At 68.5% G+C, this 24098-nt stretch carries 20 protein-coding genes; 13 read left to right on the top strand and 7 right to left on the bottom strand.

Going from position 1 to position 24098, the window contains the following annotated elements; genetic code table 11:
- Nucleotide 1: 1 nt before the first annotated feature.
- From JI739_RS05055 to JI739_RS05080, 6 genes are all read left to right on the top strand, one after another.
- Entirely contained in the window at nt 2–1708 is a 1707-nt protein-coding gene (locus JI739_RS05055; RefSeq protein WP_201682721.1) for a hypothetical protein, read from the top strand.
- A 516-nt stretch (nt 1709–2224) separates the two neighbouring features.
- A complete protein-coding gene (locus JI739_RS05060; RefSeq protein WP_201682722.1) occupies nt 2225–3874 on the top strand; it encodes a hypothetical protein in 1650 nt (549 codons plus the stop codon).
- A gap of 104 nt (nt 3875–3978) precedes the next feature.
- A complete protein-coding gene (locus tag JI739_RS05065; RefSeq protein ID WP_201682723.1) occupies nt 3979–4446 on the top strand; it encodes a hypothetical protein in 468 nt (155 codons plus the stop codon).
- A 249-nt stretch (nt 4447–4695) separates the two neighbouring features.
- The gene (locus JI739_RS05070) at nt 4696–5844 is read left to right on the top strand and encodes a hypothetical protein (protein WP_201682724.1); all 1149 of its coding nucleotides are present in this window, start codon (nt 4696–4698) and stop codon (nt 5842–5844) included.
- A gap of 447 nt (nt 5845–6291) precedes the next feature.
- A complete protein-coding gene (locus JI739_RS05075) occupies nt 6292–6744 on the top strand; it encodes a hypothetical protein (RefSeq protein WP_201682725.1) in 453 nt (150 codons plus the stop codon).
- 658 nt (nt 6745–7402) lie between these two features.
- Nucleotides 7403–8620, top strand: a complete 1218-nt coding sequence (locus JI739_RS05080) for a hypothetical protein (RefSeq protein ID WP_201682726.1) — start codon at nt 7403–7405, stop codon at nt 8618–8620.
- Between the two features lie 40 nt (nt 8621–8660).
- On the opposite strand, the gene serC is transcribed toward JI739_RS05080, so the two are convergent.
- Together serC and sbmA are read right to left on the bottom strand one after the other, a co-directional pair.
- Nucleotides 8661–9746 (bottom strand): 3-phosphoserine/phosphohydroxythreonine transaminase, encoded by a 1086-nt coding sequence (gene serC, locus JI739_RS05085; RefSeq protein WP_201682727.1) that lies wholly within the window; start codon nt 9744–9746, stop codon nt 8661–8663.
- A gap of 75 nt (nt 9747–9821) precedes the next feature.
- The gene (gene sbmA, locus JI739_RS05090) at nt 9822–10826 is read right to left on the bottom strand and encodes a peptide antibiotic transporter SbmA (RefSeq protein WP_201682728.1); all 1005 of its coding nucleotides are present in this window, start codon (nt 10824–10826) and stop codon (nt 9822–9824) included.
- A gap of 147 nt (nt 10827–10973) precedes the next feature.
- Between sbmA and JI739_RS05095 the strand changes: the two genes are divergently transcribed.
- Both JI739_RS05095 and JI739_RS05100 read left to right on the top strand, forming a co-directional pair.
- Entirely contained in the window at nt 10974–11483 is a 510-nt protein-coding gene (locus JI739_RS05095; protein ID WP_201682729.1) for a pyridoxamine 5'-phosphate oxidase family protein, read from the top strand.
- 133 nt (nt 11484–11616) lie between these two features.
- Nucleotides 11617–11811 (top strand): hypothetical protein, encoded by a 195-nt coding sequence (locus JI739_RS05100; protein ID WP_201682730.1) that lies wholly within the window; start codon nt 11617–11619, stop codon nt 11809–11811.
- Nucleotides 11812–11876: 65 nt separating this feature from the next.
- Here JI739_RS05100 and JI739_RS05105 read toward each other — a convergent pair whose 3' ends face one another.
- On the bottom strand, nt 11877–12380 hold the full coding sequence (locus JI739_RS05105; RefSeq protein WP_201682731.1) for a hypothetical protein: 504 nt from the start codon (nt 12378–12380) through the stop codon (nt 11877–11879).
- Between the two features lie 21 nt (nt 12381–12401).
- On the opposite strand from JI739_RS05105, the gene JI739_RS05110 reads away from it, so the two are divergent.
- From JI739_RS05110 to galE, 4 genes are read left to right on the top strand one after another with little or no spacing between them, the layout of a single operon-like run.
- Nucleotides 12402–13580: a glycosyltransferase gene (locus JI739_RS05110; protein ID WP_201682732.1), complete on the top strand. Its 1179-nt coding sequence runs from the start codon at nt 12402–12404 to the stop codon at nt 13578–13580.
- Between the two features lie 58 nt (nt 13581–13638).
- Nucleotides 13639–14853 carry a UDP-galactopyranose mutase gene (gene glf / locus JI739_RS05115; protein ID WP_201682733.1) on the top strand — a complete coding sequence of 405 codons (1215 nt, stop codon included), beginning with the start codon at nt 13639–13641 and terminating at the stop codon, nt 14851–14853.
- 32 nt (nt 14854–14885) lie between these two features.
- Nucleotides 14886–17024: a family 1 glycosylhydrolase gene (locus tag JI739_RS05120; protein WP_354003680.1), complete on the top strand. Its 2139-nt coding sequence runs from the start codon at nt 14886–14888 to the stop codon at nt 17022–17024.
- Nucleotides 17021–18016 carry a UDP-glucose 4-epimerase GalE gene (gene galE / locus JI739_RS05125; protein ID WP_201682735.1) on the top strand — a complete coding sequence of 332 codons (996 nt, stop codon included), beginning with the start codon at nt 17021–17023 and terminating at the stop codon, nt 18014–18016. The genes JI739_RS05120 and galE overlap by 4 nt, the downstream gene beginning before the upstream one ends.
- A 16-nt stretch (nt 18017–18032) precedes the next feature.
- Here the strand turns inward: galE and galK are convergent, their stop codons facing one another.
- From galK to JI739_RS05140, 3 genes are read right to left on the bottom strand one after another with little or no spacing between them, the layout of a single operon-like run.
- Nucleotides 18033–19088: a galactokinase gene (gene galK, locus JI739_RS05130; protein WP_201682736.1), complete on the bottom strand. Its 1056-nt coding sequence runs from the start codon at nt 19086–19088 to the stop codon at nt 18033–18035.
- Entirely contained in the window at nt 19085–20170 is a 1086-nt protein-coding gene (gene galT, locus JI739_RS05135; RefSeq protein WP_201682737.1) for a galactose-1-phosphate uridylyltransferase, read from the bottom strand. Before galT ends, galK begins: the two co-directional genes overlap by 4 nt.
- Entirely contained in the window at nt 20170–21963 is a 1794-nt protein-coding gene (locus JI739_RS05140) for a glycoside hydrolase family 2 protein (protein ID WP_236589066.1), read from the bottom strand. Before JI739_RS05140 ends, galT begins: the two co-directional genes overlap by 1 nt.
- A 610-nt stretch (nt 21964–22573) precedes the next feature.
- Here JI739_RS05140 and JI739_RS05145 point away from each other — a divergent pair.
- Nucleotides 22574–22792, top strand: coding sequence for a helix-turn-helix transcriptional regulator (locus JI739_RS05145; RefSeq protein ID WP_201682739.1), 219 nt, complete (start codon nt 22574–22576; stop codon nt 22790–22792).
- A gap of 60 nt (nt 22793–22852) precedes the next feature.
- Here JI739_RS05145 and JI739_RS05150 read toward each other — a convergent pair whose 3' ends face one another.
- Complete coding sequence (locus JI739_RS05150; protein ID WP_201682740.1) at nt 22853–23983, bottom strand: hypothetical protein; 1131 nt, start codon at nt 23981–23983, stop codon at nt 22853–22855.
- Between the last annotated feature and the right edge of the window lie 115 nt (nt 23984–24098).

The raw sequence follows: 24098 nt of genomic DNA on the forward strand, positions 1-24098 counted from the left end.
CATGCGCGCCCAGCTCATCCGCTGGATATTCAGGGAGATTTCACAGATGTATCCGATGGTGTCCAAGACGCCCCAGCACCGGCCGTTTGCGCTGGCCGACTCCAAGCATTGTTCTCATCTCGACTCGCCGGCCGACCAGGCTCGCATGCCGCTGGCCCGGCCGCATACCGACCCTGAGCCCAGCACCGTGGTCGAGCTGCAAGCCAAGGTCCTGCCCGACGCCACCTGGATCAACCAGGCGCAGCGCCTCGCCAAGCTGGGCCGCTCCGCCACCCGGCACTGCAACCTGGAGATGGAAGCCCACACCATCGGGCCGACCGGACCACGCCACCGGAAGATCACTGAGCTCATCAGCGACTGCGAAAACTTGCTCGCCGCGCCGCCACCTCACGGCGGCGATGCGCCCGCTGAAGCTCGCACGCGCGAGCTGCTGCAGGAGCTGCGGGAAGTCCAGGCCCTGGCGAGCGGCCACTTGGCCGTGGCACGGTCGGCTTACGACAGCGTCAGCATCCTCGCGTCGACCCTGCTGCACGCCTCCGAGGGCCGCGATGCGCAGTTGATCGATGGGCTGCGGGCCGGGCTTCAGGACGGCTCGGCCGGCGGGCGGCGCAGGACCCTGCAGAGCACCGCCTCGTATTTCGCGAGCGCTGCCTACGGCAATGGGTTGGTCCTCGGCAAGGTGCTGGGCGGCTCGGGCGTGACGAGCGCGGACCACGCGGCGGCGCTGGACGGCTGCTTCGATCCGGCCAAGGAGAGCGCCCCGCCGGGGTGGGGGAGGCCCGATGCGCACCAGTTTCTGGCAGGGTACCGGGCCGCGATCCAGATGGATGCCCAACGATTCGCACGGACCTGGATGACCCGACTGACGCAGCTGCTCGCATCCGGCCCGGCCCAGCAGCTGAGTGCAGCGCAGCGGCTGCAACTGATGGCCGAAGGGACCGCTGTGATGATCCGCGCGCTGGGAGGACCACAGTTCGATGCCTCCGATCTATCGCTGGTGTTGCGCGGCCTTTCTCACCTGATCCGCTCGTCCGGGCGCGATCTCTCCTTTATCCACCAGGCACTCGTCGCGATGCAGAGCGGCCTGGTGCAGGGGATCTGCGACGGCGCACTGCACCCACGATTCGTGAAGCCCTTGGCCGAACACATCGAGGACCTGGGGCGGCAGCTCTCGCCGGCGGTCGCACTGGATATGAGCTTCGACCTTCGCGGCGCACTCGGAACGAACCATCCGGCCCTCCAGCGTCTGTGGAAGTCCTCGTGGGCCGGCGGCTCTTCGGCACTCTATTCCGGGCTGCGCGACTACCTGGCGCCCCGGGTGATCCAGACGAATCCCGATGAATGGCCCGGGTACTGGTTGGCCCTCGTGGGTGATGTCGCGCCCTTCAAGGCACGGCGCCCGGTTTTCGGCTCTCCAGGGCCCGACTTCGGTCACTTCGTTTCCACCGCCGTCTACGCGGCAGAACTGGCAAGCGCGCACCGCCAGGATGCCGATGCATGGCTGATCGATTCGGGCCGTGAGCTGGCTCGCCGCCTGAGCGGGCCGGAGGGGATGACCAGACACCTCAAGGGGCAGTTCCAACGAGCGGCGAAGACGGCGGCGCATGGCAACACCGAGATCGCCAGTCGACGGGCCAACCTGGTGACGCACGGCTTCGTCGAGTCGGCGTCCAGGCCGATGCAGCTTGCCGCGCTGGCGCCAGACTGACCCACACGGGCACCGGCGTGGCACCAGCGGCATCTGTGGCTGCTGGGCTGAACCGCAGAGAGTCCGCTCCCACCAACCGCTGCCAGGCCAGCCGGCCTGGTTCAGGAGATGAACACATGCGCCGCCGACGACATACGACACGCGTCCAGCCCGCTGGGCCGACAGATGATGGACGGCCTTCTTCGCGGCTTCACAGCCGTGACTTCGCCACCGGAGTGCAAGAGCGGTTCGTCGGTCCGCGGCTCACTCCAACCAGGAGTTGCCATGGATAGGAAAGTGGCGGGCCACGCGCGCCCAACGCCCGCGCACGACGTAGGCCGCACGGCCGGCGCCGCAACGCGGACGCCGACGGACCGCCTGCCCGCAAGGTCCCGACCTTCCCCGCTGAACGTGCCAGCTGCGCGAACGCTGCGCTTGGCAGACCGCAGCCCGAAAAACCCCGCCGCATCTGGCGCCGGCGCGGCCAGCCAGTCGACGCACGCGCCAACCGAAGGACCGAAAGCGGCGAGGCTGGCCATGGACTGCAAGACTCCGCAGGGCGAGCTGCCCTCGCGGGTACGTGAATTCGATGGGTCCTGGCGAGGCCGAGCCGACGGCATCCTGGACCAGGCTCGGCAGCTGCGCCGCCTGGACCTGAACCTGGAAGCCCGCACCCTCGGCGCCTGCGGGCCGCGGCAGCGCCGACTGGCGCAAGGGCTGTTGATCACCGACCAGCTGCTGGACGAGCACGCGCGCGGCGCATCCGCCAGCATGGCGACCCCGCAGCTGCTGCAGGCGCTGCAGGCGCTGCAGGCAGACGGTCGCGCCGCGGTCAGCGATGCCTGCGCGCGCATCGAGTTGGCGGACGGCCGGTCCCTCACTTCTGTCTTCTTCTCCAAATTCCGGCACGACGACCGGCCGGTTCCACCCACCGCGCGCCAGCGGATGCAGGACGGCTACCTGCTCGGGTGCGCGCTCGGTGGCCCGACCCTGTCGGCGGACAACCTGCAGGACGTCGTGAGCCAGTGGTTCGCTGCGTCTCGCGTGGGCGGCGCATCGAGCTGGACCCTGCCGAACGCCCAGTGGTTCTTGCAAGGCTTCCTGAGGGCGAGCGGGGTGGGCGCGCAACTTGCGCCCCCGTGGCTGCGTGGCCTGCTCGAGCAGCTGATGTCGCCGGCCTTGCGCGAGCTTCCGTTGGGGGCTAGCGCCGTGCACCTGCAAGGCGGGGTCGCCGTGCTGGTGGACGCCCTGGAGGGCCCCCACATGTTGCGGGCCACCCTCAAGAGCCTGCTCAGGGCGATCGCGGACGTTGTTCCCATGCCGGAGCCGGCCGCCGAGACCAGCCACGCGTCCGCAGCCGGTACCGCACCGGCGCCGCACGCACAAGTCGCGGGGATCCCGGTGGACGCGGTCCTGGTCGCCCTGCATTCGGGGGTGATCAGAGGGCTCAGGCAGCCCGACGGGCAGCTGAGCGAAAGATGGGTTCCGCGCTTTGAAAAGCATCTGAACGAGCTGGCCCGTGCAAGGCCGGGCACGGCCGCGCTGGAGATCGCCACCGAGCTGCGGATCGCACTGAACGACCGGCAGCCGTCAGCCATGGCTTCGCTGTGGAACACGCAGTGGGAGCTGTGGGCCCGCATGCCACCGGATCCCATGGCCACCCGCCAGCTGGCCGTCGACCTGGCCACCAAGACGTCCCGCCGGGCAGGTGACATGACGCCGCACGCCTGGACCTCGCTCTGCCTGGACCTTGGCAAGGCGGCTGCCGGCCTGGACCCCGAGGCCCACCTCCCTTTCCTGCCGAACTTCGCCAGCTTCCTGCAGATCGCGATGGCCGCCGCAACGTCCCGGTCGGCCCGCGGCCTCCCCACCGACGACTGGCTGGCCGGGTCGGGCCGGGCGCTGGCCGATCAACTGCAACCAGACGATGCGGCGCTGAAGGCGTTCGAGTCTTCCCTCGCCAACCTGGAGCGCTGCCTCGGCACGGAGCAGCGGGCCAAGCTCGCGTTGCTGGCGACCGGCTTCCGCCCCGCGGCAGTCCCGCGGCCAGTCGGCACGACGCCCCTGCGCTCGCCAGAGCGGGCCGAAGCCGCGGATCGCAGACCTGCAGCCCACGCCGCCGACCGCCAGGTACCCGCTGAGCACCGGGCAGCGAGAGCGCCTCGATCACCCGTGCGCGAGGACTGAGCGCACCGCCTCGCCCTTTGCGGCTGCACGACGGAACCGCCAGCGCTGCGGACCTACCAACCCGCCGGCCAGGTCGGCTGGCCTGCCTTACCGGGAATCGACACATGCAAGCACATTCAAGGGGGATTGGCATGGGCTCGTCCTACCGGCCAGAACGCCCGATAGCCACCGATTCCAAGATCGACGTGCCGCGCGCGGCACGGCCGCGGGAAGCGCAGCCCGAGACCCCTCGCCCGACGCTATTCGCTTGGCTTGAAGAAAGCATCCCTGTCCTGGTCAGGGGACTGGGTGGAGCCGCCATGCCCGTGGAAGATGCCCGGTTCCTGGGCAGGCTGTTCCGGGCTGCGGGCCAGCAATCGGGCCGCACCTCGACGGGCCTCGACGCGCAAGCACGGAGGGCCGTGCACGAAGGAGTGATCGCCGGGCTGAGGGAGGAAGGCTTTGCGACGCGCCTGCCAAAGCCCTTGGCGGGCCCGATACCCGATCTCCTGCTGCAGCCGATCCAAGAGGCTCTGGAGCAGTCGCTGCCGACACTTTCGAGCACCCCTGTCGGGCCTGTGCACGGCAAGTGAACCGAACCTGCGCCTCGCACCCCGCCGCGGGCGGTCGAGGTCTCCACCGGAGTGCCACCTCGAAGCCGTTTCGCGGCTCACGACTTCACGTCGTCGCGTCGCGGCCGGACGAGAAGAAGTGAGTTGCCCCATCCGATCCGACCCCCACCCCACCTGAAACGGAGAGTTGTCATGGATACCAAATTGACGCGCCATGCGCCTTACAGCCCGAGACCCGGCTCGCGCGGCCCTGCTGCCGATCAGCCGGACATGCAGGACGACAGCCCGCTCGAGGACGCGCCGAGGCCCCGCCCTCGTCCGGCCCGCCCTGCATCGCAGTCCACCACGGCGACGTTGCCCGACCGGCACCCGCGGCAACTCGGCGGGGACGTGCACGGTCCCGACGACGCGCGCGCCTCGGTCGCGGCGGGCACGGAGACCAGGCAGATTCGCGCCCTGCTGACTCAACTGCGCGCGCAGGCCTCTCGCGACCTGACCGCGCAGGCCATGCTGGGACAAGCCGAGTTAAGCGCCGCGAGGCTGGCCTCGTGTCTGGGCGGGCCCGAGATCAGCGAGGCGCACCTCAGGTCTGTGACCAGAACGCTGTCGATCGCCGCCCCACGGCTCGAGCCGCAGGAACAGGCCGGCTCGGGGGTCACTCCCAAGACTGGCGCATCGGTCTCCGCGGACCAGCTCCTGATCGCCCTTCACAAAGGGTTGATCGGCGCGCTGCGCCCGCAGGACGGACCGCTGAATGCTCGCTTCAGTCCCTGGTTCGAGGAGCATCTCCACGCGCTGGCACGTACGCGCCCGGGTACTGCGCCCCTGGAAATCGCGACCGAACTGCGGATTGCACAGGATGACCAGCAGCCGGCAACCATGGCCAGGCACTGGAGCTGGCAATGGCAGGCGCTGGCCGCAAAGACCGACGACCTGTTCGCGATCGGCCGCGCCAGCACCGATCTGCTGACCAGGCTGCACGGCCGGGCAGACGGCATGCAAGCGCGTGCCTGGGTCGGCCTCTGGGTGGACCTGGCCGAGGCGTCCGTGCGGTGGGACCCTCACGTGCGCGCCTATGCCAACCCGCTGAACTTCAGCACCTTTTTGCAGATCGCGATCGACGGCGCCGAGCGCCGGCAGGCTCGCGGGGGCGACACGAAGGAATGGCTGGCCGCCTCCGGCAGTGAACTGGCCCTTCGACTCGGCCCGCGCGAGCCCCTGCGACGGCAGTTCGAGCTGGCCGTCGCCCACTGCAAGCGCGACCTGGACGAGCGGCACCACGCATCGATCAACGCGCTGGCGAGCGGCTTTCGAGCGGCGGCGACCGTCCCGCCGGCGCAACCAAGCCCGCCCCAGCCCGGTGGATCTCGCAGCACGGCCATGCCTGGCGCCGACGGCGCCACGACCAACCCTCACTGACCCCCAAGGACGCCCATGGAACTGAAGTCGGCGCGCTACGCGCGCCAAAGTCAAACGACGCCCGTGAGCGGCGGCTCGGTCGCAACGCAGCCCGCGCGCGCCACGGCCGGCCCCCGGGAAGCGAGTTCAGCCGCTCGGCGCCCGACCTCCCGACCGAAGGCGCCACCTGCGCATCCGCGCCAGTTGGCCGACCTGAGCGTTTTGGCGACTGCCCCCGCAGACCCTGGCCGCAGCGCCCGGTCAACGAGCTCCCTGCCCCATGAAGCTGGCGCCGCGACACCGGCCGTGAGCTTGAAGCGATCGCGCGACGGTGAAGGCCCTGCAACGGCTGTCGTGCCGCCGGCTCTCTCGCCAGCGGCTGTCTTGCGGACCACTTTCGCGGCGCGAATCGCTCAAGGTGATGAGCCCCAGCCGAGCCCTGAGCAATGGAACAAGCCCTGGAAAGGGTTGGCCCAGTCCGCCACGGATTCGCTTGCGGTCAGCGCAGCGAGCGTCGAGCTCCTCGAGCGGCTGCACCGAGACGCACGCACCCTGCAGCCGCGCGCATGGGTGGGCCTCTGGGTCGACCTGGGCGAGGCGGCCGCGCGGTGGGACCCGCACCTGCACGCCTATGACAACCCCCTGGACTTCAGCACCTTCCTGCAGATCGCCATCGACAGCGCCGAATCCCGACGGGCAAGCGGCCCCGACGCACGGAAATGGCTGGCCGCCTCCGGCAGCGAACTGGCCCTGCGCCTCGGCCCGCGCGAGGCGCCCCGGCGGCAGTTCGAGCTTGCCGTAGCCCACTGCAAGCACGACCTGGACGAGCGGCACCAGGCGCCGATCGACACGCTGGCGAGCGGCTTTCGAGCGGCCATCGCCCCGCCGGCGCAGGAGGCGCCAGGCGCGCAGCCCGGTTGATCCCGCAGGACCGCCAACCCTCACTGACCGACAAGGAGCCCCCGTGGAGCTGAAGTCCGCGCCCCCGCGCCCGAGTCAAATGACGCCCTTGCGGGCTGGCTCGGCCGGCATGCAGCCCGGGCGCGCCCGCGCGCCGGAGCCGATCCGGATCCCATCAAGTCGCCGGCCGGCCCCCCGGGCCGCATCAAGGGAGATGAACACGATGGAACCACGACCGAGCCGCGCAGGATCCGCGCTTTCCTGGCGCGGCCAACCGCCCAGCGATTTCAAGCTGCCACCTGCTGTCGCGACAAGCGAATCGGCAGCAACGCCCGGCGCAACGCCTACCCCAGCACCTACAACAACGCCCCTCGTGCGCATGGCGCGCCCGCTTTCCCGTGCCCAGTCAACTCGCCTGGTGACCGCCCAGCAGCTGCTTCGTGATAGCCAACGACCGTCGGGCAACTTTTGGGATCTGGCCAGAGGAGCCTACGCCACGACGGCTAGAGGGCCCTACCACCGACAGCTCGCGCGGTTTCACAGGGATGCCACCCGGCTGCTGGCGAACTGCCCGGATTGCGAGTCCGCACCGGCGACGAGTCTCGACCGAGCCACCCGCATGCGCCTCCAGAGCTTGCAGGACAGGGCCCGGCGAGGGCTGGCGGGCGCTGCACGGACCATGTCCCTGGAAGGCCAGTCCATTCCCGCGCGCTGGTTTTCCCTGCCCATAGGACCGTTTTCGTACGGCGCCGAAGATGGCTATTCGCTGGGAATGCTGCTGGGTGGACCGACCTGCTCCGAGGCCGACAGGCTCGAGGTCTTGCGACAATGGTTTGCTGCCGTCCGTTCCACCGGGGGGCGACCAGGGCGCAACGGCGCAACCGCCATTCTGGAAGGCTTCGGGGAGGCCACACGAATGAGTCTGGACGAAGCCGCGGCCACCTACATGCGCGCGACCTGCACAGACCTGCCGGCGAGCCGGGACGATCGCTCCTCGCAAGACCGGGCCTGGCACCTGGAACTGAGGGTCGCCACGCTCATGGGACACGGCTTCGGTGGCGGCGACATGCCCGAGGCCATCGCGCGCGACTTGGTCAAAGCGGTCATGCAGACGAGCCTCGCACGGGCTCGCGCCGCGGAGGGTCGCGCCACGCACGACCTGGTGGCGATGCACCAAGGCCTGGTGGACGGCCTCACCACCCACCCTGCGACGCTCACGCCGACGATGGCTGATGTTCTTCAACAGCATTTGCAGGAGTTGTCGGGCGAATTCCTCGGTACCGCTCCCCTGCAGATGGCGCTTCAACTGAAGATCAAGTTGCACGCCGATCCCCCGGCATCACTGCAGGCGCTGTGGGACCTGCAGTGGCAGTTATTGGCCGATGAGCTGTCGTTGCGGCACCCCGCGGCCGATGTGTCCGACGAGCTCGACAAGGCATGCGCCGAGCTGAGCCGGCAGCTCGCGATCTGGGCAGGCGACATGGACTCGCAGGTCTGGCCCCGCATCTGGTTGGACGTGGCCCAGCCGCTTACCAGCAACCTCAGCGACTTCGAAGAGGTCCGGCGGCCACCCAACTTCGAAGCCTTCATCCATGCTGCGGTCGAGGCGGCCGAGCGCAGGGGACGCTTCGGTCGTCCGTGCGACGACTGGCTGGTCGAGTCCGGCGCAGAGCTGGCCAGCGGCTTACCCATCGGCCACCTCCGGAGGTTCGAACACGCGGCCAACGCCACTCGAGGTGCGTTGAATCCGTCGCGCCAGCGAATGGTGGACTGTCTGGTTCGCGGCTTCACCGGCGTTGCTTCAGGCGCTGGCCGGCGCGAGCTGAGCACCGCCCCTGGCGAACAAGCTGTCGTCGCGCAGACCAAGCCGTCCGGCCAGACGCAACCCGGCTCTTGATACGCCGGCACCCAGACTCGGCCCATCGCCCAGGCACGGCTCAGCCGTGCCGCGCCTCGAACTCGCGCATGTAGTCCACCAGGGCGCGCACCCCCTCGATGGGCATGGCGTTGTAAATCGAGGCGCGCATGCCGCCGACCGACCGGTGCCCCTTGAGCTGCACCAGGCCTCGGGCCTGCGCGCCCTTGAGGAAAACCTCATCGAGTGAGGTATCGCGCAGCCAAAACGGCACGTTCATGCGCGAGCGGTCGGCGGGCTCGACGGGGTTGCTGAAAAAGCGGCTCTGGTCGAGAAAGTCGTACAGCACGGCCGCCTTGGCCCGGTTGTGCGCCTCCATGGCCGCCAATCCGCCCAGCGACTGCACATGCTTGAAGACCAGCCCTGCGATGTAGATCGCGTAGGTGGGTGGCGTGTTGTACATGGAGTCCGCCTTGGCCTGGATCTGGTAGTTGAAGACCGAGGGTGTGGTGGGCAGGGCATGGCCCAGCAGGTCTTCGCGCACGATGACCAGCGTGAGGCCCGACATACCGACGTTCTTTTGAGCGCCGGCGTAGATCAGGCCGTAACGCGAGACGTCGATGGGCCGCGACAGGAGGTTGGACGACATGTCCGACACCAGCGGCACGCCGCCGGTGTCGGGCGTCCAGAAGCACTCGACGCCGCCGATCGTTTCGTTGGCGCAGTAGTGCACGTAGGCGGCACCAGGATCGAGCTTCCATTCGGATGGCGCCGGCATGCGCAGGTAGCGACCGCCCTCCTCGCTGGAAGCGGCGATGCGGATGGGACCGAAGTGCGCGGCTTCGTCGGCGCTTCTCTTGGACCAGTCGCCGCTGAGCACGTAGTCAGCCCGCCCGGTTCGCCCGATCAGGTTCATCGGCACGATGGCGTTCTGGCCGATGCCGCCGCCTTGCAGGAACAGCACCGTGTAGTTCGGCGGAATGGCCAGCAGTTCGCGCAGGCTGGCTTCAGCCTCCGCCTGGATGGACATGAACTCCTTGCCGCGATGGCTCATCTCCATCACCGACATGCCACTGCCGCGCCAGTCGAGCATCTCGTCGGCGGCTTGCCGCAGGACGGGCTCGGGAAGGGTGGCGGGACCGGGGCTGAAGTTGAAGACGCGGGGCATGGCTGGGAACTCTGGCTGGAAGATGGGAGCGCCCGGCGCGAGGCCGGGCCGCGTCATTTTCGCATCGGCAGTCGGTCAGGCCGACGCGGGTGCGGGGTCGGCGAGGGGCTCGCCCTTGATCTGGCGCTCGAAGGCCCGCAGGCGCTTGTAGACGGACATCAGCTCGACGATGGTGCCCCAGCTCAGGACCAGGAACTGGAAGGAGCTTTCCACGCGGTCGAAGGCCCGCGTGATCTGCTGCATGACGCCCAGAGTGATGACGCCGGCCACCACCGTGGGCGCCAGGGCGATCAGCGGGATCAGCACCGAGAACTGCAGGTACGACCACTTGGCCACGTCGAAGTACAGGTAGTGGAAGAACAGCCGGAAGTAATTGCGCCGCACGTCGGCGAAGAGCTTGCCGACCACCGGTGGACTGGCGCGGTCGTGGTGGTCCTCGCCGTAGACCAGCTCCTTGCGGTACGCGGCCTCGACACGCTGGTTCTGGAACTCCAGCCCCGGCAGCTTGAAACCCACCACCGCCAGCAGCACGGTGCCGAACATCGCCGACATCAGCGCCACCCACACCAGCGAGTGAGGCACCGGCCCGAACCACGGCAGCTCGGTCACCTGCTCGGAGAGCACCCACAGGATGGGCAGGAACGCGCCCAGCGTCATCACGCTGCGCATGAACTCGACGCCAAGCCCTTCCATGATGCGCGCGAAGCGCATGGTGTCTTCCTGCACGCGCTGCGCCGCGCCTTCGATGGCCCGCAGCCGCTCCCAGTGCGCCATGTAGTAGTCGTTCATGGCCGTGCGCCAGCGGAAGATGTAGTGCTTGATGAAGAACTCCAGCACCACGGCGATGGTGACGTAGAGCATGGCGATGCGCCCGAACACCATGAGCTGCCCGCCGAATTCGTCCAGCGTGACGCTGCGGGGGGTGGTCAGCGCCTTCTGGACCAGGTCGTAGAAGCTGCCGAACCATTCGTTGATGCGCACGTCCAGCCCGACCCGGTACCAAGTGGCGTAAAGGATGAGCGCGGTGCCCGCCAGCGACCACAGCCACCAGCGGCGCGACAGGAAGAACGACTTGAACATGTGCGGGTCCGACGGAGTGCCAAAGGGCGGCATGGTACCTGTCGGCCCACGCGTACAGCAGGGCACGCGCCCGGCCGACGCCACGACCGGGGCACCGCTCGAATCATGGACGACGACCCACTGGCATCCACCACAAAAGGAAGACCCATGAGCACCACCACCCTCGAAGAACGCCTGGACTACAAGCACCTGTGGTCACTGATCAAGGACATGCGTTTCGGCATGCTGGCCCATCGCCATGCGGACGGCGGCCTGCACGCGCACCCGCTGACCACGCAGAACAAGTCGCTGGACGAGGGCGTGCTGTACTTCTTCGTCTCCAGGGCGACCGAGGTGGGGCGACGCCTGCAGGCGGACGGCGACGTGAATGTGTCGTACTCGGACCCGCAGAAGGACCACTACGTGTCCATCGCCGGGAAGGCCACGATCAACAACGATCGCGCCAAGAAGGAGCGGCTGTTCAACATGATGACCAAGGCCTGGTTCCCGCAGGGCGTGGACGACCCGAACCTCGAACTGGTGGAGGTGCGCATCACCCACGCCGAGTTCTGGGACGTGAAGGAGAGCAAGACGAAACAGTTGGTGAAGATGGCCTCGGCGGCCATGACGGGCCAGCCGCCCCGCATGGGAGAGCACAAGGAAGTGCACTTCAGTTGACCGCCTGTAAGCGGTTCTGCCGCATCCGCCCGTTGCACAGCTTGCCGGCGGCACTGTCCACCCCGTGTTTCCGCTCATCCTGTTTGCGGCGGGAGGGTCCATACTGCCGGCTTCGTATCGCGATGGAGGGCTGATGAAGCGAGACACCAAAACCGAGGTCGATACGGCCGGGCTGCGATACACCTCCAAGGTGAGCGGCACCCAGTTCCCCGGAGCCTGGGGCCGCTCCATGAGCTGTTTCCGCTGCGGCAAGCACGTGGCGCGTTCGTCCCTGGAATCCTTCCACCTCGCCGGCAGTGTCCGGTGGCGCTGCCGCGAAGGCTGCTGAAGCCCCTTCAGTGCGGCACCTGCCGCACCACGGAGACATTCCACGCGGCCGGCCCAGCCTGGCCTTCAGCCGGCCCGGCGACCACCTGCCCGGTCGGTGGTCGCCACTCGACCAAGGTCCGATAGCGCGGTGCCACCCGTGTGGTTGCCGTACCCGACGAAGCGGCGCGCGGCCTGGGCGCCGCGCGTGCCGAGGTTCACGGCCACCATCGCTTCGGTCCCTGCCCGGCGGCTCCCCGCGATGAACTCGTTGCTGCCGAAGGCATCGGGTTCAGTGCCGCCCCCGGCCAGGTCGAACCGCACGGGCTCGTGCGGACCCACGCCGTTTCCCCACTGGTCGCCGGAGACGAACTTGCCGGCGCGGTAGGACCCGGCGCTCACGCCCCGTTCATGCGTGGGGTCCGGCACGTCCTCGCGAACGCCCTGCGTGTCGGCGGTCGGGTGCGCCAGGCCCCGCGCCGGCGCGCGCGCCACAACCCCCGACTGTGCCTCGGGATCGGGGGTGATGGTTTGCCAGAGGCGCTTGAAGCATTGCGTAGGACGAGGCCGATCGGCCGCATGGTCGAGCATCCACTCTGCAGAATGGCCCGCATGAACACACTCGTCGTCTTCTCCCACCTGCGGTGGAACTTCGTCTATCAACGGCCACAGCACCTGCTGTCGAGGATGGCGCAGCGATGGCCAGTGATTTTCATCGAGGAACCGGTGCCGAACGCGGCTGAAGAGCGCCTCGAGCTGATCGACGCCGCTCCGGGCGTCACGGTTTGGCGACCGCATGTGCGCGGCGGCGCTCAGGGCTTCCACCACGAGCACAAGCCGGCACTTCAGCGGATGGTCGGCGAGGCGCTGCGCGGCGGCCGCGCCAGTGACTACTGGATCTGGTTCTACACGCCGATGGCACTGCCGTTCGCCGAAATGCTGCAGCCGCAGGGCGTGATCTACGACTGCATGGACGAGTTGTCGCTGTTTCGCGGCGCGCCGCGCGAACTGGTGGACCAGGAGTCGGCGTTGTTCCGCATGGCCGATGTGGTGTTCACCGGCGGGCGCAGCCTCTATAACGCGAAGCGCGACCGCCATCGCAACGTGCACTGCTTTCCGAGCAGCGTGGACGCCTTGCACTTCCGCTTCGGCCCTCTCGACCATCCGCTGCAGCAGCACCTGGGCCGGCCGCGCCTGGGCTACTGCGGCGTGATCGACGAACGGCTGGACCTGGACATCATCGCGGGCATGGCCGACCAGCGGCCGGACTGGCAGATCGTGATGGTGGGGCCGATCGTGAAGATCGATCCGGCCACCGTGCCGCGCCGCGACAACATCCATTGGCTCGGGCAGCAGGGGTATGACGAACTGCCGGCCTTCATCAACGGCTGGGACGTCTGCCTGTTGCCCTTCGCGTTGAACGAGGCGACCCGCTTCATCAGCCCGACCAAGACGCTGGAGTACATGGCCTGCGGCCGCCCCATGGTGAGCACGGCGATCCGCGACGTGGTCGAGCCGTACGGCCATGTGGTGCCCATCCAGCACGATGCCGACGGGTTCGTGAAGGCTTGCGAGGCGCTCCTGCGGCGCCCCCGCCACGAGCAGGAGGCTCACCGCCAGGCGATGGCCGGGATCATCGCCCGCACGTCCTGGGACAGCACCGCCGATGCGATGGCCGATCTCATCGCCGGCGCTGAAGCCGCCCGCGAGGCCGAGGCAATGGCCGCGCCTCCGGACATCAAGGGCGAACTCGCCCGGGCCTGCGCCTCATCGGCGATGGCCGCCAGTTGAACCCTGTCGGCCGGGTCGGCCGCACGGCCGACCGGCCGGCCCCAGCACAGGAAGACCCATGGACAAGATCAGCCATGACCTCGCGCGCGCCGTCGCGGCGAGCGTCCCCGGCCGCGCCGGATTCGACTACCTCATCGTGGGCGCGGGCTTCGCCGGCAGCGTGCTGGCCGAACGACTGGCCACCGTGCTGGACCAGCGCGTGCTCATCGTCGACAAGCGCCCCCACATCGGCGGGAACGCCTATGACCGCTACGACGATGCCGGCATCCTCATCCACCCCTACGGCCCGCACATCTTCCACACCAACTCGGAGGAGATCTTCGACTACCTCTCGTCGTTCACCGCATGGCGCCCCTACCAGCACCGGGTGTTGGCGAGCGTGGACGGACAGCTCGTGCCCATGCCCATCAACCTGGACACCATCAACAAGCTGTACGGGCTGCACCTGAACTCCTTCGAGCTGGACAAGTTCTTCGAGTCGGTGGCGGAGAAGAAGGAGGTGGTGAAGACCTCGGAGGACGTGGTGGTGAGCAAGGTGGGCCGCGAGCTTTACAACAAGTTCTTCCGCGGCTACACGCGCAAGCAGTGGGGGCTGGACCCGTCCGAGCTGGACGCCAGCGTCACCGCGCGCGTGCCCACCCGCACCAACCGCGACGACCGCTACTTCGCCGACCGCTACCAGGCGATGCCGCTGCACGGCTACACGCGCATGTTCGAGAAGATGCTCTCGCATCCCAACATCAAGATCATGCTGAACACGGATTACCGCGACATCGTGGACCTGGTGCCGTGGAGCCACATGGTCTACACCGGCCCCATCGACGCCTTCTTCGACTACAGCTGGGGCAAGCTGCCCTATCGCAGCCTGCGTTTCGAGCATGTGAACGTGCCCCGGGAACGCTTCCAGCCGGTGGGCACGGTGAACTACCCCAACGACTACGGCTACACCCGCATCAGCGAGTTCAAGCACATCACCGGCCAGGAGCACCCCACCACGTCGGTGGTGTACGAGTACCCCTGCGCCGAAGGCGATCCTTACTACCCGGTGCCGCGGGCCGAGAACGCCGAGCTGTACAGGCGCTACGAGGCCAAGGCCGAGGAGACGCGCAACGTGACCTTCGTGGGCCGCCTGGCCACCTACCGCTACTACAACATGGACCAGGTGGTGGGCCAGTCGCTGGCCGCGTTCCGCAAGCTGCAGGCTGCGCACGAGGCCGCGCAGCGCAGTATCGGCAGCGCCGAAACGCTGGCGGCATCGGTGGTCCGGGGATGAAGCTGGAACTTTGGGCGGGACCGGAGTGCACCGTGAACCGCGTCGGCGATCGGTACAAGGACCAGCTGGCGCTGAGCGGATTCGCCCACCGCATCGATGACCTGGACCGCCTCGCGGGGCTCGGCGTGACGCGCCTGCGATTCCCGCTGGTATGGGAACGCACCGAGCGCTCCCGCGGACAGCTGGACTGGCGCTGGAGCGACGAGCGGCTGGCTCGCCTGCGCGAGCTGGGCGTGGCACCCATCGTGGGCCTGCTGCACCATGGCAGCGGCCCGCCGTGGACCAGCCTGCTCGACCCGCAGCTGCCCCGGTTGCTGGCGCGATACGCGCGGTCGGTGGCCCAGCGCTACCCGCACGTGGACGCCTGGACGCCCGTGAACGAGCCACTGACCACGGCCCGCTTCAGCGCGCTCTATGGCGTGTGGTACCCCCATCGACGGGATGACCATTCCTTCGTGCGCGCCCTGCTGAACCAGATGCAGGCGACGGTGCTGGCGATGCAAGCGGTGCGCGAGGTGAATCCAAGCGCGCAGCTGGTGCAGACCGAGGACCTGGGCCACATCACGAGCGCGCCCGCGCTGCGCTACCAGGCCGAGTTCGAGAACCTGAGGCGCTGGCTGTCCTTCGACCTGCTCACGGGGCGCGTCGGGCCCGGCCACGGCATGTGGGACTTCCTGCGCGGGTGCGGCGCGACCGAGCACGAACTGCGCTTCTTCCAGGAGCACCCCTGCCCGCCCGCCATCGTGGGCATCAACAGCTATCTCACCAGCGAGCGGCACCTGGACGACCGCATCGAGCTGTACCCCGCCGAGCGCGTCGGCGGCAACGGACGTGATGCCTACGCCGACGTGGAATCGGTGCGCGTGCTCGGCCGGCTGGTGGGCAGCTTCGAGGAACGCCTGCGCGAGACCTGCCAGCGCTACGGACTGCCGGTGGCCATCACCGAGGTGCACCTGGGCTGTTCGCGCGAGGAGCAGCTGCGCTGGCTGCACCAGGCCTGGCGTGCCGCCGACAAGCTGCGGCACGAGGGCCTGAACGTGCGCGCCGTGACCTGCTGGGCCGCCTTCGGCAGCTTCGACTGGAACAGCCTGGCGACGCGCGACGACGGCCACTACGAACCCGGCCTGTGGGACGTGCGCTCCGATCCGCCGCGTCCGACGGTGCTGGCCACGCTCGCGCGGCAGCTGGCCTGCGGCGAAGCACCCAGCCATCCGGCCCTGGACGGCCCGGGCTGGTGGCAGCGCAGCGGGCGCATCAGGTACCCGGCGCGCGGCGCGGTGCAGAGCCTGCCCGTGCAGGGACGGCCGGTGCTGGTCACCGGCGGCACGGGCACGCTGGGCCAGGCTTTCGCGCGGCTGTGCGAGCTGCGCGGGCTGGCGCACCGGCTGCTGCGCCGAGCCGACATGGACGTCGCCGACCCGGCATCGGTGGACGCGGCGCTGGAACACTGGCAACCCTGGGCCGTGATCAACACCGCCGGTTTCGTGCGGGTGGACGACGCCGAACACGACCCGAGGCAGTGGCGCGAGAACGTGACCGGCCCCCAGGTGCTGGCCCAGGCCTGCGCCCGGCACGGCGTGCGGCTGATCGGATTTTCCAGCGACCTGGTGTTCGACGGCGCCAAGGACCACCCCTACCTGGAGGGCGACGAGGCGCAGCCGCTCAACGCCTATGGACGTGCCAAGCGCGAGGCCGAACGGCTGATGCTGCAGCTGCACCCGCAGAGCCTGGTGGTCCGCACGGCCGCGTTCTTCGGGCCCTGGGACCGCCACAACTTCGTCACCCTGGCGCTGGAAGCCATGCGCCGCGGCGGGAGCTGGAAGGCGGCGGCGGACCAGTGGGTGTCGCCGACCTATGTGCCCGACCTGGTCAACGGCTCGCTGGACCTGCTGGTGGACCAGGAGAGCGGCATCTGGCACCTGGCCAACCGTGGCGCGGTGAGCTGGGCCGAACTGGCCTGCATGGCCGCCGAGGCCGCGGGGCTGGACCGTTGCCTGGTCGATGCCGTGCCGGGTGCCACCCTGGGCCAGCGCGCCGCGCGGCCGCGCTACTCGGCACTGGGCAGCGAACGCGGCCTGCTGATGCCCACGCTGGAAGACGGCCTGGCCTGCTACCTCGGCGAATGCGAGATCATGCGGAATCCAGAAACGGAAACGACGACAACCCAATGACGCAGCACTCTCCTTCCGTGGTGGTCGCGGGCGGCGCCGGCTACATCGGCTCGCACATGGTTCGCATGTTGCGGGACCAGGGCTGGCACCCCGTGGTGGTGGACAACCTCGCCACCGGGCACGGCGACTCGGTGGTGGACGGCGCCACGTTCCGCCAGGGCGACATCGGCGACGCCGAGTTCATGGGCGCGCTGCTGCGCGAGTTCACGCCGCCCTGCGTGATGCACTTCGCGGCGGCCAGCCTGGTGGGCGAGTCGATGGTGGCGCCGGCCAAGTACTGGCGCAACAACCTGGTGCAGACCTTGACGCTGCTGGACACCATGGTGGCCTGCGGGGTGCAGCAGTTCATCTTCTCGTCCACGGCCGCGGTATACGGCAACCCGGTCGAGGTGCCGATCACCGAGCAGCATCCGCAGCAGCCGATCAACCCCTATGGCCAGAGCAAGCTGGCGGTGGAGCGCGCCTTGGCCGACTACAGCCAGGCCTACGGCTTGCGGTCGATCACGCTGCGCTACTTCAACGCCGCCGGCGCGCACCCCGATGGCACGCTGGGCGAGCGGCACGAGCCGGAGACGCACCTGATTCCGCTGGTGCTGCAGGTGGCCTCGGGCCGGCGGCCCTTCATCTCGCGCTTCGGCTCGGACTTTCCCACGCCGGATGGTTCGTGCATCCGCGACTACATCCACGTGCAGGACCTGTGCACGGCGCACCTGCTGGCGCTGGAGAAGCTGGCACGCGGCGCGGCGACCACGGTCTACAACCTGGGCAATGGCAACGGGCATTCGGTCAACGAGGTGATCGAGGCCGCACGCCGCGTCACGGGTCATCCCATTCCGTTGCGCGACGACCCGCGGCGTGCGGGCGACCCGCCGGTGCTGGTGGCCGACGCCAGCCGCGCCAGGGCGCAGCTGGGTTGGGTGCCGCAGCACCCCGATATCGAGACGATCATTGCGCACGCCTGGCAGTGGGAGCAGCGGGCCTTGCGGGCCTGAGCGGTCTTCGGCCCGGTCAAGGCACCAGTTGGCGCCCCTGCTGGCCGGCCCGCTGGTATTGCGCCAGCACGGTTCCCGCCACCTGCGGCAGGGCATCGCCCCGGCACAAGGCGACGCAGGCGCCGCCGAAACCGGCGCCGGTGAGCCGCGCGCCGAACACGGCGGGTTGCGCCTGCAGCAGTCCCACCAGCAGGTCGAGCTCGGGCGTGGACACCTCGTAGTCGTCGCGCAGGCTGGCGTGCGAGGCGTTCATCAGCACGCCCAGCGCACGGGCGTCGCCCTGGGTCGCGCCCGCATGCAGCACCCGCAGGTTCTCGCTGAGCACGTGTCGCGCCCGCCGGCGCAGGATCTCGTCCGGCAGGGACTCGACCAGGTGCGGATCCTGAACGCCACGCAGCGAGGCCACGCCCAGCCGCCGGGCGGCGGTCTCGCATTCGCTGCGGCGCTGGTTGTAGCCGCTGCCGGCCAGCGTGCGGGCGATGCCCGAGTCGAGCACCAGCACGGCGCTGCCGGCGGGTAGCGGCACGTCGCGCCGCGTCAGCGATCGCGTGTCGATGAGCAAGGCGCGGTCGGTGCTGGCCAGGCTGGAGGCCATCTGGTCCATGATCCCGCAGCGCACGCCGGCGTACTCGATCTCGGCGCGCTGCCCGAGCCGCGCGATCTCCACGTCGTCGATCGCCAGGCCCAGCAGCGTACGCAGCGCACGCAGCGTGGCCACCTCCAGCGCCGCGCTGGAGGACAGGCCCACGCCCATGGGAACTTCGGATCGCACCTCGATGTCGAGTCCCGGCACCTGCGCGCCGCGCTCCTTCACCAGCGCGAGGCAGCCGAAGACGTAGGTGGCGAACTGCTCGGCGGGCGGCTTCTCGAGGCTGAAGCGAACCGTCTGCCCGAGGTCGTCCGCATGCAGCGAAAAGCCGGGCGTGCCGTTGGGACGCAGGGTCACGCGGGTGCGCTGGCGGATCGCCACCGGCAGGACGAATCCGTCGTTGTAGTCGGTGTGCTCACCCAGCAGGTTGACTCGCCCCGGGGCATCCGCGGTGACGCTGTCGGTCGGGGACATCGCGCTCATGGCAGTCGGGCCTCCACCTGTTGCAACTCGCGCGCCTTGTCTTCGGGCAAGGCGTCCATGGCGAAGAAGCCGGCGGCCAGCTCGGTGCCCGCCAGGTACTTGAGCCGATCGCGCGTGCGGTACGGAGGCCACAACTGCGCATGCAGGTGCGACTCGGGATGGGCCTGGCCGTCGGTGGGCGCCTGGTACCAGGCCATAAGATAGGGGAAGGGCCGCCGCCACAAGCCGTCGTACTTGAGCAGCACGGTCTTGAGCGCACGCGCGAGGTCGATGCGCTCCCCGTCTCGCAGTTGAGCGAAGCCGGGGACCGGCCGCGAGGGCGCTATCCACACCTCGTAGGGATAGCGGGCGCACACCGGCACGAAGGCCACGGCATGCGGCCCCTCGTAGAGCATGCGCGCGCCATCGCGGCGTTCGGCCTCGATATGCGTCTCGAGCAGGCCGCGGCCGTGGCGGGCATGGTGCTCCAGCGCCACCTGCTGCATGCGTTGCGGCACCGGCGGCACCACCGGATAGGCGTAGACCTGCCCGTGCGGATGGTGCAGCGTGACGCCGACTTCGGCGCCCCGGTTCTCGAAGGGCAGCACGTACCGGATGGACGGGTCGGCGCCGAGGCGGACGGTGCGGTCGCCCCAGACCTCCAGCAGCAGGGCCACGTGGTCCAGCGGCAGCGCGCCCAGCGAGGCCTGGCGATCCTGCGTGAAGACCACGACTTCGCATCGGCCGCTGGCCGGCGCGGTGGGCACGATCAGGTCGGGCGGCGGCGGCACGGAGCCGCCCAATGAAGGGAAGCGGTTCTCGAACACCGCCACGTCCCAGGGCGCGTCGGGGACTTCGGTCGGGTTGGCCGCATCGACCGTGGGCGCCAGGGGGTTGTATTCGGGCGGCGGCAGGAAGGTGCGGTCCTGCCGATGCGCGGCATAGGTCACCCATTCGCCTCTCAACGGATGCCAGCGCAGGTGCGCGCCGCCGGTGAGCGGATCGGGAAAGGGGCTGGGAGCCTGGATGCCGGCGGGCAAGGGGTGGCGCGCGTAGAGCGTCATCTCCCTCCCATCCGGCTTGCGCAGTTCCACCCGATGCATCACACCCCTCCGGGGATGTAGGTACGCGACTGGGAGGTCACCTGGCGGACGCGCTCCAGCGGGATCTTGGGCGTGCGGTCGGCGTAGAGCAGGCCGTTGGCCTCCTGGAACGTGTCGGCGAATTGCGTGTAGCAAAAGCCACTGAAAAGGGCGGTGAAGATCACCGTCTCCAGCAACTGCTCGTAGGTGCGCGCGAAGGTTTCCTCGTCGCCGATCTCGGTGTAGCCCCAGATCTTCTTGACGCCCTGCTCCGCCCGGGCCTGGAAGGAGATGCCGCCGAACTCGGTGAGCATGATGGGCTGGCCGCGGTGGGGGTAGCCGTCGAGCGTGAGCACGCGGCCGCCCGGCCGCCGCCGGTCGAAGAGCTTCTCGGGCTCGACCTCGGGGCCGTAGCGCTGGCGGATGTGATCGAGGTTGGAGTCGTAGTCGTGGATGCCGATGATGTCGGTGGCCGACGATTCCCAGCCGTCGTTGCCGATGACGGCGCGGGTCTGGTCCAGCGTCTTGGTGAGGTGGTAGAGCGCCTCCACGGCGTGCCGGTGCGCCTTGACCGCCGGCAGCTCGGGCACCCCCCAGGACTCGTTGAACGGCACCCAGACGATGACGCAGGGATGGCTGTAGTCGCGGTCCATCGCCTCCGTCCATTCGCGCACGATGCGCTTGATGGCGGTGCGGGTGAAGCGGTAGGCCGATGGCATCTCCTCCCACACCACCAGGCCCAGCTTGTCGGCCCAGTAGAGATAGCGCGGGTCCTCGATCTTCTGGTGCTTGCGCACGCCATTGAAGCCCATGGCCTTGGCCAGCTCGACGTCCCGGCGCAGGGCGTCGTCATCGGGCGCTGCCAGCAGCGTGTCCGGCCAGTAGCCCTGGTCCAGCACCATGCGCAGCACGTAGGGGCGGCCGTTGAGCATGAAGCGGTCCCGCGAGACATTGGCCGAGCGAAGCGCCGTGTACGAATGAACTTCATCGATCATCCGGCCGCCGCGCCACAGGCGCAGCTTGGCTTCCAGCAGCGTGGGCCGCTCGGGGCTCCACAGCAGCTCGTTGCGGAAGTCGTCGATGCCGGGGTCGGACAGAACGACGAAACGGTCGACTTCGCCATCGACCACCCGATAGCGGTCCCGCGCGAGCAGCTGCTCGCCATGCCACAACTCGAGCTCCAGCGAGGTGTCGCCCCCGGAATCGCCCGCCACCCGGGCTTCCAGCCCGAGCGCGAAACCTTCGAGCTTGGGCGTCCAGCGGATCTTGTCGATGTGAATGGGTGACACCCGCTCCAGCCACACGGTCTGCCAAATGCCGGTGGTGCGGGGATACCAGATGGAGTGCGGCTCCGGTTGCCAGTCCTGCTTGCCGCGGGGCTTGGTCAGGTCGTGCGGGTCGTCGTCCGCGCGCACGGTGACGACCTGCTTGCCGTCGGGCCTGAGCGCCTGGGTGATATCGGCCCGAAAGGGGGTGTGGCCACCCTCGTGCGTGACGACCAGTTCTCCGTTGACCCAAACGCGGGCCGCATAGTCGACGGCGCCGAAGTGCAGGATGACCCGGTCATCGGCGGGCGTGAGCTCGAACTCACGCTGGTACCAGCAGACCTGATGGAAGCCACGGTCGCCGATGCCGCTGGCCTGGGATTCCGGCGGGTAGGGCACGACGATTTCCAAAGGCCACTCGGTGATGTCGGCGGGGCCGACGTGCCGCGCCTCGTTGTCGAAGCAGAAGCGCCAGCTGCCGTTGAGTGATTGCCAATGGTCGCGCCGCAACTGCGGTCGCGGATAGCCGTGTCGGGAAGATGGCTCCAAGTTTCGTTCTCCTGCCAAAAGCGCCTGCAAGCTTTGCGCGCTGGCGTCCAGGGGCCTGTCGGACAAGCGCGCGAATGGCTCGCTCGGCCCGCCGTGCCAGGCAACGCGGCCGGAGTCAGGGGCGCCGGCGAATCGCAGGCCACCGTGAAGCATTCGCAGCGCTTACCGGCAGGTCAATCGGAGGCTGGAACCGCGCGCCACGCGGGGATTCCGGGCAAAAGAAAGGGCCCGGAGATCATCCGGGCCCATGTGTTTGGTGGTGGGATGATAGCCGGCGCCAAACTGAGTTGAAAGTACGCAATACAACGCTTGCGGGCTGGCGCAAACCACTGCGGAAACAACCGGAATCCCCAACCAGGACGCCGGACGTTCAAGCGGTTTTATCGCCGGACTGGTCGCCAATCTCGGTGGCCCAACTTCCAAGGACACCGCCAGGTCAATTCCGTTTGCGGGAATTGAACCCGCGTCCGCAGTCGCAAGACGGCGGAGAACGGGCCCTCTTATCGCCGCAACAAACGCGGCGAATAGCCGACTTCGGGAAATGCCCTTGGCTTGACTACGGAACAGCGTCCTTATGGACTCCTGCCAACTCATTCGGAAGGAGCCCAAAATGGAAATCGTGCACTTCAATCAACGCCAGCTCGCCGCCCGCTGGGCCATCAGTGAGGCAACTCTTGAACGCTGGCGCAGCGAGGGCATCGGTCCCAAGTTTCTGAAGCTCTGCGGCCGCGTCCTCTACCGCCAGGTCGACATCGAAGCCTACGAAGAATCGTGCCTTGCGACTTCGACCAAGGCCACCAGCCCAGTTACCCACGTCGGCGGACGATGAGCGGCATCGCGGACCTTGCAGCGGCCCACGTGCAGCGCGACGCTGCTGCCGACTGGGTGATCAGGCTGCCACGGAAACCGTGTTGAAGTAGTCCGGCGACGCCGCCGTGACTGGATCGATTCGTTGCGCCTGCGCCAGCGCGAAGCTGCACCACGCTCCGAATGCAGAGTCGAGGCTCTGGGCTGCAAGTTCTGGCTTTTGCTTCAATGCGGCAACGAGCGAGCGGATGTCGTTGGCTGCGCGGTGATCCGCAACCATCCCCAGCAGCCGATCTCTTGCCAGCTGCCGCTGCTGCGCTGCTTGCTCGGCGCGCTTTCGCTCCGCAGCGTCGCGCCTGGCAAGCTCCTCCCGTTCCTGCTCGGCTTTTTGCTCGAGTGCACGCTGATGCCGCCATTGCGCGTCGGCACGGCGCCGGCGCTCAGCGGACTCGAGCAGGCCGCGAGCGATGTCGTCGAGCTGCCGCTCCAGCGGACGCCGAGGTTCGTCACGCCACTCCAGCGGGGCGCTCTTACTGGCGATTGCCAGAACGAGCCCGCCATTCTTTGCCTCGGTAAATCCGAAGCTGACCGACGTGCCGCCGAAGCCGACGTGTCCAAGGACGTCATGTGTCGTCCCTCGGCCTTGCACCCACTCAGCTCCGTCGGACATCGTACCGCTGCAGCCCAGGCGATCGAACGCATGGAGCAGCGAATTCACTATGCGCATCTCGCGCTGGTGGGCGGGGTCGTCGAAGTGGGGACGATAGAAGTCCCACTTGTCGGCCTCGTACTTCTGGCGCCGGCCGGCTTCGGCGCGAAGGACCTTTGATAAACCGGGGTGCGGGTCGGCCAGGTCCCGCAGCGCGCTGACGTGCCCGAGCCGCCGAAGCGCCGCCTGCAACAGTTCCTCGATCGACTCGGAAAATGTTGGCGGCTGCAGGTCCTCATCGGTCAGACGATGAGACCCATAACGGTCGTGGTCGAACGAGACGGTCTCGCGCGACCCCGGAAGGCGCAACGGCAAAGTTGGGCGCTTTGGCTTTGATACGCCGGCCTGCAGCTTCGCCCAGTAGCCCCGAGGAGGCATGGGAATGTTGGCCTGCAGGCAACGCTTGGCGAGCGCCACGTCCGAGATTTTGAATTGCTTCGCCAGGACGGTCCGGGGCTGCGACCATACGAGTTCATACAGCTCAGATCGCGTGATGTCTTTCATGAGGGGCTCCAGCTTCGTGCGCCGGGTGCTATGCCCTCCTGCAACGCGCCCGTAAACGGCGACTCGTTCGGCCGCCAAAGTCCGAAGCACCGGCACAAAAGATCTCTGCAAACGA

This window comes from Ramlibacter aurantiacus (assembly GCF_016722895.1).
Lineage (GTDB): Bacteria > Pseudomonadota > Gammaproteobacteria > Burkholderiales > Burkholderiaceae_C > Ramlibacter > Ramlibacter aurantiacus.

Excerpts from the sequence above, each read along its gene's own strand:
- JI739_RS05055 (WP_201682721.1), top strand. The coding sequence starts at position 2 with ATGCGCGCCCAGCTCATCCGCTGGATATTCAGGGAGATTTCACAGATG.
- JI739_RS05060 (WP_201682722.1), top strand. The coding sequence starts at position 2,225 with ATGGACTGCAAGACTCCGCAGGGCGAGCTGCCCTCGCGGGTACGTGAA.
- JI739_RS05065 (WP_201682723.1), top strand. The coding sequence starts at position 3,979 with ATGCAAGCACATTCAAGGGGGATTGGCATGGGCTCGTCCTACCGGCCA.
- JI739_RS05070 (WP_201682724.1), top strand. The coding sequence starts at position 4,696 with ATGCAGGACGACAGCCCGCTCGAGGACGCGCCGAGGCCCCGCCCTCGT.
- JI739_RS05080 (WP_201682726.1), top strand. The coding sequence starts at position 7,403 with ATGTCCCTGGAAGGCCAGTCCATTCCCGCGCGCTGGTTTTCCCTGCCC.
- serC (WP_201682727.1), bottom strand. The coding sequence starts at position 9,746 with ATGCCCCGCGTCTTCAACTTCAGCCCCGGTCCCGCCACCCTTCCCGAG.
- sbmA (WP_201682728.1), bottom strand. The coding sequence starts at position 10,826 with ATGTTCAAGTCGTTCTTCCTGTCGCGCCGCTGGTGGCTGTGGTCGCTG.
- JI739_RS05095 (WP_201682729.1), top strand. The coding sequence starts at position 10,974 with ATGAGCACCACCACCCTCGAAGAACGCCTGGACTACAAGCACCTGTGG.
- JI739_RS05100 (WP_201682730.1), top strand. The coding sequence starts at position 11,617 with ATGAAGCGAGACACCAAAACCGAGGTCGATACGGCCGGGCTGCGATAC.
- JI739_RS05105 (WP_201682731.1), bottom strand. The coding sequence starts at position 12,380 with ATGCTCGACCATGCGGCCGATCGGCCTCGTCCTACGCAATGCTTCAAG.
- JI739_RS05110 (WP_201682732.1), top strand. The coding sequence starts at position 12,402 with ATGAACACACTCGTCGTCTTCTCCCACCTGCGGTGGAACTTCGTCTAT.
- glf (WP_201682733.1), top strand. The coding sequence starts at position 13,639 with ATGGACAAGATCAGCCATGACCTCGCGCGCGCCGTCGCGGCGAGCGTC.
- galE (WP_201682735.1), top strand. The coding sequence starts at position 17,021 with ATGACGCAGCACTCTCCTTCCGTGGTGGTCGCGGGCGGCGCCGGCTAC.
- galK (WP_201682736.1), bottom strand. The coding sequence starts at position 19,088 with ATGAGCGCGATGTCCCCGACCGACAGCGTCACCGCGGATGCCCCGGGG.
- galT (WP_201682737.1), bottom strand. The coding sequence starts at position 20,170 with ATGCATCGGGTGGAACTGCGCAAGCCGGATGGGAGGGAGATGACGCTC.
- JI739_RS05145 (WP_201682739.1), top strand. The coding sequence starts at position 22,574 with ATGGAAATCGTGCACTTCAATCAACGCCAGCTCGCCGCCCGCTGGGCC.
- JI739_RS05150 (WP_201682740.1), bottom strand. The coding sequence starts at position 23,983 with ATGAAAGACATCACGCGATCTGAGCTGTATGAACTCGTATGGTCGCAG.